This window comes from Microbulbifer harenosus (assembly GCF_005771435.1).
Classification (GTDB): Bacteria; Pseudomonadota; Gammaproteobacteria; order Pseudomonadales; family Cellvibrionaceae; genus Microbulbifer; species Microbulbifer harenosus.
Genome location: NZ_VANI01000015.1, coordinates 110,460 through 123,014 on the forward strand (window position 1 = coordinate 110,460; position 12,555 = coordinate 123,014).

Consider the following 12,555-nt stretch of genomic DNA (forward strand, 5'->3'; position numbering starts at 1 on the left):
CCCGCGCACCTGTTGCCCATAGGTGCCCCGGTGCGCAGTGGCGTAGTTCCCGCTGTGGAATCTATGCTTCAATACGCGCCTGCAAAAATAACAAACAGCTGGTTTTAGGTTCAGGGGGAACAATGGCCATTGTCGGGATAGATCTGGGAACCACCAACAGCGCCTGTGGCGTCATGACGGAAGAGGGGATCAAACTGATCCCGAATCGTCTCGGTGAAGTGCTTACACCTTCGGTGGTGGGGCTTGATGACACCGGTGAGCTGGTGGTGGGGCGCACCGCCAAGGAACGCCTGATCAATCACAGCAATCGCACCGTCGCCGCATTCAAACGCCTTATGGGCACCGATCACAAGGTCAAACTCGGCCGCCAGCTGTTCAGTGCCACCGAACTCTCCGCATTGGTACTGCGCGCACTGAAGGAAGACGCTGAGGCGTTTCTCGGAGAAACCGTCACCGAAGCGGTGATCAGCGTGCCCGCCTACTTCAACGACAACCAGCGTCATGCTACCAAGCTTGCCGGAGAACTTGCGGGCCTGAAAGTGGAGCGACTGATCAACGAACCCACCGCGGCTGCCATCGCCTATGGTCTGCACGATAAGCGCGAGGGCAATTTCCTGATCCTGGATATGGGTGGCGGCACCTTTGATGTGTCCATTCTGGAGTTTTTCGACGGCATCATGGAGGTGCACGCCAGTGCCGGCGATAACTTCCTCGGCGGCGAGGATTTTGTCGAGGCCATGACCGAAAGCGTGCTGAAAGAGTCCGGTATCGATCGCACTGCACTGTCGCCACGCCAGCAGCAGAACCTGTATATGCAGATGGAGAGTGCCAAACGTCGCATCGGCCAGCAGGCGGAACAGCAGCTGGAACTGGAACTCGGCAAGGAACGGGTTCACTGGCAGGTAAATTCCGCGTGGTTTGAAAAAGTCGCCACGCCACTGTTGCTGCGCGCCAAGCGCCCGATCGAGCGCGCCATGCGCGATGCGGATATGCCACCCCAATCCATCGACGAGGTAGTGCTGGTGGGCGGCTCCACCCGCATGGGGTTGTTCCGCTCCATGGTGGGGCGCATGTTCGGGCGCCTGCCATCGTGCCATCTGGACCCGGATACTGTGGTAGCCATGGGCGCGGCGATTCAGGCCGGGCTAAAGTCCCGCAATGCCGCGCTGGATGACATCGTACTCACCGACGTCTGCCCGTACACCCTCGGCACCGGCATCATCAATGAAGACAGCCCGGACCAGGGCGAGTATTTCCTGCCGATCATCGAGCGCAATACCGTGGTGCCGGTAAGTGTGGTGCGCTCCGTGTGCACCGCCAGCGACAACCAGACGGAACTGCGGATCGATGTTTATCAGGGGGAAAACCGCCTGGTGAAAAAGAACGTATACCTCGGGGAGTTGAGCGTGACGGTGCCGAAAGGTCCACGCGGCAAGGAGTCGGTGGATATCCGCTACAGCTACGACATGAACGGCCTGCTGGAAGTGGACGTCACCGTGGTTTCCACCGGCAAGACCTACAACAAGCTGATCGAGTTCGCTCCCGGCGCGTTAAATGACAAGGAAAAGGCCGCGGCACTGGAAAAGCTCGCGGCGCTGAAATTCCATCCGCGCGAAGACGAGGTCAATCGCGCGCTGATCGCCCGCGGCGAACGCCTGTACGAGGCGAGTCTGGGGCAACAGCGCGAGATCATTTCCCGCGCCCTGGGTGAGTTCGACCGGGTACTCAACGGACAGAATCCTGCGGAAATCAAAAAGGCCCAGACGGGCCTGCGGGAATTCCTCGACCGCTTCGACAGTGAGGACTGGATCTGATGAGCCCCTGGGCGATTCTTGGCATTGAGCCGTGCGATGACCCGAGGGCGATCAAGCGTGCCTATGCCGTACAGCTGAAGCAGAACCGGCCGGATGAAAAGCCGGAGGCATTTCAGCAGTTGCACAGTGCCTACAAACACGCGTTGAAACTGGCCGAAGCCGGGGCGTCTCGGCGGGAAGTCCGCGCGGAAAAACCGGTCGAGCCGCTGCTGGATGTCACCACCGCTGAGACGACCGATGCTACTGTGCCGGATTCCGAGATGCGCCCCTCGGTGGTAGCGGATGAACCGCCAGTATTGCCGGTCCGTTCCGAGACCGACACTCTCTCCGCGCCGGAGCCGGAAGCTCCAGCGCCTGTTGTTGGGGAAGTGGCTGTGGCGGCACCGGACGACGGGGATGAGGATGCTGCCCGGCAGTTGCGGATCGACGGCTACCACCGGGTGCTTGAACAGGTGGAGCAGACGCTGCAAGACCCTCTCAGGGTCCATCTCGAAAGCCGCTGGCATTTTCTCGCGGAATCGCCCTATATGCTGGAGGAGGAGTACAACTGGAACCTCGGCATCGCGGTGTTCGAGCGTTTCGCCCGCTTTAATCAGGCCGCGTTGGAAGGAAAGGGAAAAGGCCGGGAAAAAAACCGCACCGTCATCACCGACAATGTGCTCGCCTGGTGTGACCAATTGTTCGGCTGGTCGGGCAGCGCGGAATCCTATTACGAGCGCTTCGATGAGACGCTGGCGGATAGCATATTCGACCGGTTGCAAACCGATGCCGGTGACCGCGACCCCACTTCGGCCATTCGCGGCGGCGGCAAACTGGTGCGGCAGAAAGCGAGGGTGGTGCAGGAGCGGCTGGAGCACTATTTTTTCGGTGGTCTGCTCGGCCGCGCATTGGCAGTGATTCTGGATATCGGGCTGATTCACCTTTTGATTGGTGTGTTGGCAACGGCAGTGATCATGAAGGTAACCGGGCAGACGGAATCGGATGCCACCTTTTTCGGGGTGCTGTTCTCTGGTGGCGCTTACCTGTTGTTGTCGTGGCTGGCGGAGTGCTCGCAGTGGCAGACCACACCGGGAAAATGGCTGCTGGGCTACCGGGTGATGGACCGGAATTTCCAGCGGGTGGGTTATCTGCGCGGCCTGTGGCGTACGCTGAGCTTCCTGCTCACCGTGCCGACCTTGAAGGTTGGCTGGTTTATCAATTGCTTCCTCGGCGGCAACCTGCTGCATGACCGTATGAGTCGCACCTACGTGGTGAACTACCGCAAGAGCCGCGAGGAATATCTGCGCCGCCAGGCGTGATGGCCGCGAGCGGACGTGGCTGGATTGGGATTGGCAGGGTAACTTCGTACACTTGCCGGAGTTATCCGTTTCGAATGTTGCACTAGAGGTAAGGGAAGGATTATGACAGCGATGGAAATAGGTCAGTGGCGGCGCGAGTATCTGCAGGGTGGCCTGCAGCGCGGTGATCTGGCGGACGACCCGATCAGCCAGTTTCGCACCTGGCTGCAAGAAGTGGTGAAGGCGGATATTTCCGACCCGAGCGCCATGTGCCTCAGCACCGCCGACGCCAGCGGTCAGCCGTCCCAACGGATCGTATTGTTGAAAGGGTTCGATGAGCGCGGATTTGTGTTTTATACCAACCTGAGAAGCCAGAAAGCGTGGGACATCACCGCCAACCCCAAAGCGTCGCTGTTGTTTCCCTGGCATTTTCTCGAGCGCCAAGTGATCGTGCGTGGGGACGTGCAGTTGGTAACGGACGCCGAGGCCGATGGTTATTTTCGCACCCGCCCGCGGGACAGCCAGATTGCGGCCTGGGCATCGCACCAGAGTGATGCCATTGTGTCCCGCCAGGTACTGGAAGACAGTTTTGACGCCTTCCGCAAAAAGTTTGATGGCCAGGATGTGCCGCGCCCGGAATTTTGGGGCGGCTACCGCGTGATCCCTCACGCGGTGGAATTCTGGCAGGGGCGCGCCTCCCGCCTGCACGACCGTTTTGTCTACCGCGCCATCGGTGATGGCCAATGGCAGATCGAGCGGCTGAGCCCCTGATCGATATTCACCCTATAAACCGCTGCGTGTGGTAATCGGTGCTGCCGAACAGATATTGGATGCTGGTAAGACGCTTGAACAGGTGCGCCACATCCAGTTCGTCGGTGACGCCGATACCGCCGTGAATCTGCACCGCTTCCTGCCCCACCTTGCGCGCGGCCTTGCCGATGCGGCTCTTGGCCGCAGACACCGCTCTCGGAGCCACGCCGTTACCCGCATCCAGTTGCATGGCTGCCATCATCAGGATGGAGCGCGCCTGTTGGCACTCGATAAACATGTCCGCCATGCGGTGCTGTAATGCCTGGAAACTGGAGATGGTGGTGCCAAACTGCTTGCGGGTCTTGGTGTATTCCACCGTTTTCTGCAGTGCGCTTTCCATCGCACCCACCGCTTCGGCGCAAATGGCCAGCGTGGCGCGGTCGATAATTTTTTCGATGGCCGGCAGGGCTTTGCCCTCGACACCCAACAGGTTGGCGCGCGGCACGCGCACCGCGTCGAAATAGATCTCCGCCGCGTTGTGGCCGTCCACCGTTTTATAACTGTTGCGGGTAATGCCCGGGGTGTTGCTGTCCATCGCCAGCAGGCTCACACCTGTCCCCGAGCGCACCGAGACCACTAATGTGTCGGCGGCACCGCCGTTCAACACCACGGTCTTGTGACCGCGCACAACAAAGTGCTCGCCATCCGCTTCCGCGCGGGTGGCTACATTGGCGAGGTCAAAGCGACTCTGAGGCTCCGCAAAGGCGAAGGCGAGCTGCAACTGGCCGTCCATCAGTGGCTGCAGCCAGTCATTCTTTTGCGCGGCACTGCCGGTTTCGGCAATGAGCCCACCAGCGAGAATGGCGCTGGCCAGCAGTGGCTCCACCACCATGCCCTTACCGAACTCCTCCATCACCACCATGATATCCACGGCGGAGCCGCCGAGGCCGCCGTCGTCCTCGCCAAAGGGCACCAGCAACCAGCCCAGCTCGGCGAACGTTTGCCAGTAGTCGCGGTTAAAGGGGGCGCTGCTGGTGACGGTTTTCTGGCGGATGTCAAACCCGTAGTCCTGGCGGATAAACCGGATTACGCTGTCGCGCAGCAGTTGTTGTTCTTCGCTGAATGAAAAGTCCATGTCCGCTTCCTCCGGTTACAGGCCCAGCACGGCCTTGCAGATGATGTTTTTCTGGATCTCGTTGCTGCCGCCGTAAATGGACGATTTGCGGTTGTTGAAATAGCGCAACCAACTGTTGATGGCGCTGTCGGATCCGACCTTGTCACCTTCAAAGTCGTCTTCCAGTTGCCACGGCACGTAGGGCAGGCCGCCGCAGGCGGCAATCTCGGCGTGCAGCTCGTCAATACTCTGGGCCAGTTCCGTACCTTTGATTTTGAGGATGGAGGATTCCGGGCCGGGCGCCTGGCCGGTGCGCACAGCGTCCAGGGTGCGCAGCTCGGTATACTCCAGCGCCAGCAACTCGATTTCGATTTCCGCGAACTTGTGCGCAAACACCGGATTCTGCATCAGGGTGCCGCTGCCATCCGGCGTGGCGCTGGCCAGTTCGCGTGCGCGCTGCAGCTGGCAGCGGGAGTGGGCGACACGGGCAATGTTGGTGCGCTCGTGGGTGAGCAATACCTTGGCGTAGGTCCAGCCGTGGCCTTCTTCGCCAATGCGGTTCTCCACCGGTACCCGCACATTGTCGAAGTGCACTTCATTCACTTCGCGATAGCCGTCCAGGGTCAGGATTGGCGACAGGCTGATACCGGGGCTGTGCATGTCGATCAACAGGAAGCTGATGGCCGTCTGGTTTTTTTCCTGCGGGCCACCGGTGCGCACCAGGCAGAAAATCCAGTCCGCATGCTGCGCGAGGGTGGTCCAGGTCTTGGTGCCGTTCACTACATAGTGATCGCCGTCGCGGTAGGCGCTGGTTTTCAGGGAGGCGAGATCTGAGCCCGCATTGGGTTCCGAATATCCCTGGCACCACCACACATTGCTGGCGAGGATGTCTGGCAGAAACCGATGCTGCTGTTCTTCGTTGCCATAGGTAAAGATGACCGGCGCCACCATCTTCATACCGAAGGGGATTACCTCCGGTGCGCCGGCCAGCGCGCACTCGGTTTCAAATATACTTTTGCGGGTGGCGTCCCAGCCGGTACCGCCATGCTCCACCGGCCAGTTCACTGCAGCCCATCCCTGTTTGTGCAGGATTTTTTGCCAGCGCACACAGTCGTCCTTGGTCAGGTGCATGCCCAGTAGTGTTTTCCTGCGGATATCTTCCGGCAGCTTCTCCCTCAGGAACTGTCTGACCTCGTCTCTGAAGTGCAGCTCTGCCTGCGTATACTCGCTGTTCACAATCCGATTACCTCCGGTTTCATACCGATTTGACAGTGACGTCAATTTAATGACTGATCGGGAAAAGAGTGCGCTGTGTGGCGCAGGCATACCACTACCGCGGGGGTAATGGTGTGCAGGAGGGCGGAGTAGGAGTATTTCCCCGAGGCCGTTGCTGCCGGTATCCTGCGGCGAATTTTTACCGGGCGGGTGCCGCATTACCGATGAGGTTATGGTACGGGCGCGGCAGGGAATCCACACTCGATACACGCTGCCGGTGCATTCGTGAAATGGATATCTGCTATTACTTCGCGCAATGTGGCGGGGTGCAGAGGCTGTTACCAATGGAATCAACGGATATCCAAATTGCTACAGCGGCTGGAGAGGGGAGAATTTAGGAAACAGATTCTCGCGGTCCCAAGAAGTGACGATAGAGTCATTTATTCTTGTGTATTTCCATGGCTGGGGTTCCATCGCTCCGGGAATAAATAGAATGAATTACTCAGAAAAATAAACTTTTGTAACGGAAAAACCTCTTGTAGTCTTTCCTCTGCCAGTGTGCCGTTTTACGGTGCGGGCGGAAAACAGCGCGGTTGCTGATCGGATCGTGATAAATGAGCGTCACGAAGTAAGCAGTACCGATCGCGGTGGTTCTGTTGCTGGAAAATACATAAAAATAACTCGGTGCAATGGAGAGAAAACATGGGAAGCCCATCTGACGCTTTCACCTCAAAATCCTTTCGTTTGACTTACGCCAGTGGTAGAGGCAGGAACCTGGTGCTGGCTTCCGCCTGCTCCGTGGCCGCCATGTCGCTGGCCTGTGGTGTGGGAACCGCCCACGCCATGGAAAATTCCATCGACACCCTGCTGGAAGAAGTGCAGGTTGTCGCGCGCAAACGCGGTGACGCGGAGCGCCTGCAGGACGTGCCGGTAGCGGCCACAGCCTATTCCGGTGACCAGCTGGAAGCGCTGCAGACCCGCGACCTGGAAAGCCTGGCATTCAAGATGCCCAATGTGCAGATGGACGATGCCGGTACCATCAAAAGCACCGCCAACTTCACCGTGCGCGGCCTTGGGGTAAACAGCTCCATCCCCTCCATCGACCCCACGGTCGGTGTGTTTGTGGATGGCATGTACATGGGGATCAACGCCGGTGTGATTCTGGATCTGTTCGATCTGGAGGGGATTGAGGTATTGCGCGGTCCGCAGGGGCTGCTGTTCGGTCGCAACGTGACCGGCGGCGCAGTGGTCGTGAAAACCGCCAAGCCCACCGAGGAGTTCACCAGCAAGGTGCGCTTCTCCACCACCGCCCAGCAGGAAACCAATCTTGCGGGCACCATTTCCGGCAAGATCAGCGACAGCGTTAACGGACGCCTGACTGCTTACTACAGCGATGACCAGGGTTGGTTCGAAAACAAGGCCACCGGCAACGACAACTTCGGTGCCTCAGAAACCTGGTTTGTACGCCCGAGCTTCACCGTCGACCTGAGCGAGACCGCAGACCTGATTGTGCGCCTGGAAAAAGGGCATGTGGATGCGGACGGTATTACCGGTATCAACCGCGGCGAAGGTGCCAAAGCGCTGGCCGCATCCGTCGGTATTACCGATTGGGACAACAGCGAAGACTCGTTCGAACTCGCCATCGACGAAGAGGGTTATGCGAAAACCGACTGGAGCCAGGCGATTGCCGAATATAACCAGGATGTGGCCTTCGGTAACGGTACCATCACCAATGTGCTGGCGTGGCGCGATTACGAAACCATTGGCGATGGCGACATCGACTCTACGCCGCTGCCGCTGTTCCACTCCAGCAGCCTGATCGAGCAGGACCAAATCAGTAATGAGCTGCGTTACGCCGGTCGCTTTGGCTCCACTTCCGTTACCTCTGGACTCTACTGGTTCAGCCAGGACCTGAAATATATGGAAGGCCGCCAGATCCTGGGGGTGCTAGCAGCTTTGGGCGCGCCCTACGACCAATTATTCCCGCAGCTGCACAACGGCGGCGGTTTGCAGGATCACGAAGCCAAGGGCGTATTTACCCAGGCGGATATCGACCTGAACGAATCCTGGGTGCTGACTTTTGGGGGGCGTTATTCGTGGGAAGAGAAAGAAGTACAGATCGCCTCCATCCAACAGAATAATGGCTGTGACCTATACGGCTGCGAAGTCTACGAGTTCAACGACAGTGAAAAGTGGAGCGCGTTTACACCGAAAGTTGGCCTGCAGTGGGTGATGAGCGATTCCGCCCAGAGCTACGCTGTGTGGACCAAGGGCTTCCGCAGTGGCGGTTACAACATGCGTAATACCGTCCCCGGTGAATCTCCGGGGCCGACCGACCAGGAGGAGCAGAACAGCTTCGAGCTGGGTGCCAAGGTGCAGTGGCTGGATGGCCGCATCAAAACCAATATGGCGCTGTTCCACAACACCATCGACGACATGCAGCGGGAAGTAAACCTGCCGAGCCAGTCCGCTGGTGTGGCGCAGCTGATCCGCAACACCGCTAATGCCACCATTCGCGGCGCCGAGTTTGAGCTGATGGCGGCGGCCACCGACAATCTGCTGCTGACCATGAATCTGGGTTACGTGGATGGCGAGTACGACGATATCTGGCTGGATATCAGCGGCGACGGTGTGGTGGATGGGGCGGATTATGCGCTGGAGATTCCGCGCCTGGCCCCCTGGACCTACGGGGTCGGAATGGTGCACGACCTGCAGCTGGGCAGCTGGGGTGCGCTCACCTCCCGTATCAACTACAACCACCGCGATGCCTCCGCCTATACCGACAACAACCTCGGCATGTTGAGCGAGGTGGAAATGGTGGACTTCAGCATCGGCATCGAACCGGACGGCGGCAACTATCGCATAGCGCTGTTTGGCAAGAACATGCTGGACGAAGTCAGCGAGGGCAACGATACCCAGCTGCCCGCAGCTCTCGGCCCCATTGTGATGGGCTCAGGCGCGAGCTTCACCCCGCTCAACCGCGGACGTATTGTGGGCATCGAGCTGAACTACGAAATCTAACCGGACACTTACCTCCTCCAGTCTTGATTGGCCCGGCTCTGCCGGGCCTTTTTTTTTGTTGTAGGATTTACGCATCGCACACAGGGAACAGAGGTTATAACCAATGCGCTATATCGACTTGCCTGAATGTGGTGGCCCGGAAATGATGCAACTTGCAGACGGCGAGATACCGGAGGCGGGTGCTGGCGAGGTACTGATCCGCGTGGCTGCCGCCGGTGTAAACCGCCCGGACCTGATCCAGCGCGCGGGCTTTTACCCGCCACCACCGGGGGCGTCACCGGTGCTCGGGCTCGAAGTGGCGGGTGAGGTAGCTGCTGTGGGCGACGGTGTGACCCGCTGGCATGTGGGTGATCGGGTATGTGCGCTCACCAATGGTGGCGGCTATGCGGAGTTTGCACTTGCTCCCGCCGCGCAGTGCCTGCCGATTCCCGATGGGCTGACCGCGGTGGAGGCCGCGGCCCTGCCAGAGACTTTTTTTACGGTGTGGAGCAATCTCATGCACCGCGCGCAGCTCAAGCCCGGAGAGGTGCTGCTGGTACACGGCGGCTCCTCCGGTATCGGTACCACCGCGATTCAGGTTGCGGCCAGCCTTGGGGTGCGGGTACTTGCCACCGCTGGCAGCGCGGACAAATGCGCGGCCTGTGAAAAGCTCGGTGCCGAGCGCGCAATCAATTATCGCGAGCAGGATTTTGTGGCGGAGGTCCTGGCGGCCACCAGTGGCCGGGGGGCAGACGTTATTCTCGATATGGTGGGCGGCGACTATGTGGATCGAAACATCCAATGCGCGGCCCGCGACGGGCGCATCGTCAATATCGCATTTCTCGCCGGTGCCAAAGTTGAGGTCAATATGCTGCCGGTGATGGTGAAGCGCCTGACCTTGACCGGCTCCACCCTGCGGCCGCAACCGCCAGAGGTAAAGGCGGCTATCGCGCGGGACCTGGAGGCGCGGGTGTGGCCGTTGATTGCGGCCGGCAAAATCCGTCCGCAGATTGCCGCAACATTCCCGCTTGCAGAGGTCGCGGCTGCGCATCGCCTGATGGCCTCAAGTAGCCATATTGGCAAGATAGTACTGACGGTCTGAATGGTGGAATCGGTGCGCTGTGGCGAGGTTGTGTGGTCTGCGGATGGTACAGCAGACGTATCAGCGCCACCTCGCCGGGCGTCAGGGCGGTATAGGCGCGGTAGAGCTTGCTGATATTGCGCACATACTGCACCGGCTCCGCGCCTCGCACAAAACCATACCGGGCGTTCTTGAAATAGCGCGGTTCCGACAACTTGAGCATGGCGACCTCAACGTTGTCGAACCAGACGTTAGGGTCCAGGTTCAGCGCTTTTGCTGTGCGCTGTGCGTCGTACAAGTGGCCGATGCCGGCGTTGTAGGCCGCAAGCGAAAACCACAGCCGGTTCTCCAGATTGACATTCCCCGGGAAGCGATTGCGAATCCAGTCCAGATATTTCACACCAGCTTTGATACCGCGTACCGGTTCGAACAGCGGCGGTGGATAGCCGACTTCTTCGGCGGTGCGGGGCATGACTTGTAGCAGACCCTGGGCACCAACGGGGGACTCTGCCTTAGGGTTAAAGCTGCTTTCCTGCCACATCTGGGCCACGATAAGGCGCCAGTCAAATTCATGTTCACTGGCAGACTGCTTCACCAGTTTGTCATACGGGGATAGGGCCTCCCCGGGGCGTAGTCTTGCCAGTATCTTTTCTGTGCCTTGTTTGTTCGGTTTGAAATAGAAGCCGACTTTCTTGGCGTACTCGCTGGATTTTTTATAGCGAGTCAGAAAGGCGTTCATTTTTTTCAGTAGCGATTCATTGCCCTTGATCACCATCCACCCCTGGGGAAGCGGGCCGCTGACCAGTGGCCCCGCCAGCAGTTCGTCGCGCAAGGAGGCGCTGACCTCCGCCGCACTGGCGTCGACAATCGTAGCATCGGCTTCTCCTTCGGCTACCATGTTGACGATGCGTTCGTAACTTACCTCGGGGGCAGCGATTTCAATCTTCACCTGAATACCGCTTTTCTGCAGGCTTTTGGCGATGTCTTCAAATATGGTAAAAGCGCGAAGTGTGAGCGTGCGCCCATTCAGATCCTGCAGGCTATGGATGGGTGGCTTGCTACTGCTACTCAGTATTTGTTCTGGCATTGCGATGTAGGGGATGCTGAAGTCCACTCCCTGTGATTTACGCTGATCGGTAATGGTGGTGGAGGCCCCGGCGAAATCGCCTCGCCCGGCCTTCAGCCAGTCGATCAGTGCTTCGTCGTGCGGCACTACGACCAGCTCCAGCTCCAGGTCGTGCTTGTCGGCAAATTTCTTTGCCAGATCGTAATCAAATCCCATTAGAACGCCTTTCCACATGAAATAACTGGTGGGGCCGTTGTAGGTGAGGAAGCGGATTACTCTGGATTTTTTAATAGTCGCCCAATCCGCTTTTCGCTCTTTGGGCACGGTTACCATTTTTCTGGTGAGAAAGTTGTTGATGCGCAACTTGAGCTCCGGTGAGTCCTTGCGCATCGCCCACACAATATCTTCTTCTTCACTGACGAAGGCGCCTGTTTTGAAATCATCGCGGTAGCTTTTCACCCCTTCGACGATATTGCTGTCGATTACCGTTACTAGATTATTACTCTGGTTCAGACTGTCGAGAATATTGTCGACGGTGTCGTCCGGCTGCAGTGCCCGCATCTCCATGCGTGCCGTGGGATTTTTTCTCTGCAGCTCTTCGGCTGTGGCTGCATAGGTACTACCTTCCATGACGGAAATAATGACGTCCCCAAGTTTGGAAGGGTTGCTGATGTCGGGGCCGTTTACTCCGCTTACCAGTTGCTGCCGGGATCTGGTAATGGTCTCTGACAACGCAAATTTCTGCTCGCGCTGTTTAGTGCGGGTGAGATTGCCGGTGAAGACATCGGCTCGCCCACTCTGAATCATCTGCAGGGCCTGTTCCGGCGAGGCCGCGGCCAGCCAGCGAGGGGTGAGCTTGAGTCTCTTGGCGAGATCTGTCGCCAGCTCGTAGTGCAGTTGGGTGACAATAGCGGCGCGGGGAAGCAGATCTCCTTCGTTCGCGGCGAGCGTGATAAAGCGGATAGTTCCCCGTTTTTTAATGGCCTTTAGATCGCCGGACTCGGTGTAGTTTTCGAAGCGGGTATCCTTTTCCACGTGGTATTCCCGCGGTGTCTTCAGGGCCCGTGCTCCGGTCTTCTCGTTATTTGGGTCTCTGTTTTCGCACCCGGCGGTGAACAGTAGGGTGATTGCGGCGACGATAATTGTGGACAGCAGAATCGAATGGGAGTGCTTTTCGACCATGGATTACTCCGCTCTCTCCGGCAGAAGCGACGGTGTAATCCTAAGGTGCCGGCGGA

Annotated in this window: 7 protein-coding genes and 1 pseudogene; 5 read left to right on the forward strand and 3 right to left on the reverse strand. The window is 58.7% G+C overall.

Annotated features, from left to right (window positions below; all coding sequences use genetic code 11):
- Positions 1–122 precede the first annotated feature (122 nt).
- From FDY93_RS14485 to pdxH, 3 genes are all read left to right on the forward strand, one after another.
- Entirely contained in the window at positions 123–1,814 is a 1,692-nt protein-coding gene (locus FDY93_RS14485) for a molecular chaperone HscC (RefSeq protein WP_138236471.1), read from the forward strand.
- Positions 1,814–3,112, forward strand: coding sequence for an RDD family protein (locus tag FDY93_RS14490; protein WP_138236472.1), 1,299 nt, complete (start codon positions 1,814–1,816; stop codon positions 3,110–3,112). Before FDY93_RS14485 ends, FDY93_RS14490 begins: the two co-directional genes overlap by 1 nt.
- A 111-nt stretch (positions 3,113–3,223) precedes the next feature.
- The gene (gene pdxH / locus FDY93_RS14495; protein WP_138236568.1) at positions 3,224–3,862 is read left to right on the forward strand and encodes a pyridoxamine 5'-phosphate oxidase; all 639 of its coding nucleotides are present in this window, start codon (positions 3,224–3,226) and stop codon (positions 3,860–3,862) included.
- A gap of 7 nt (positions 3,863–3,869) precedes the next feature.
- On the opposite strand, the gene FDY93_RS14500 is transcribed toward pdxH, so the two are convergent.
- Together FDY93_RS14500 and FDY93_RS14505 are read right to left on the reverse strand one after the other, a co-directional pair.
- Entirely contained in the window at positions 3,870–4,976 is a 1,107-nt protein-coding gene (locus FDY93_RS14500) for an acyl-CoA dehydrogenase family protein (RefSeq protein ID WP_138236473.1), read from the reverse strand.
- Between the two features lie 15 nt (positions 4,977–4,991).
- On the reverse strand, positions 4,992–6,191 hold the full coding sequence (locus tag FDY93_RS14505) for an acyl-CoA dehydrogenase family protein (RefSeq protein ID WP_138236474.1): 1,200 nt from the start codon (positions 6,189–6,191) through the stop codon (positions 4,992–4,994).
- A gap of 681 nt (positions 6,192–6,872) precedes the next feature.
- Here FDY93_RS14505 and FDY93_RS14510 point away from each other — a divergent pair.
- Complete coding sequence (locus FDY93_RS14510) at positions 6,873–9,191, forward strand: TonB-dependent receptor (protein WP_138236475.1); 2,319 nt, start codon at positions 6,873–6,875, stop codon at positions 9,189–9,191.
- Between the two features lie 103 nt (positions 9,192–9,294).
- Positions 9,295–10,272, forward strand: coding sequence for an NAD(P)H-quinone oxidoreductase (locus FDY93_RS19790; protein ID WP_138236476.1), 978 nt, complete (start codon positions 9,295–9,297; stop codon positions 10,270–10,272).
- A 256-nt stretch (positions 10,273–10,528) separates the two neighbouring features.
- On the opposite strand, the pseudogene FDY93_RS14520 reads toward FDY93_RS19790, so the two are convergent.
- A pseudogene (locus FDY93_RS14520) lies at positions 10,529–12,499 on the reverse strand (MltF family protein); the annotation flags it as partial.
- Positions 12,500–12,555 lie beyond the last annotated feature (56 nt).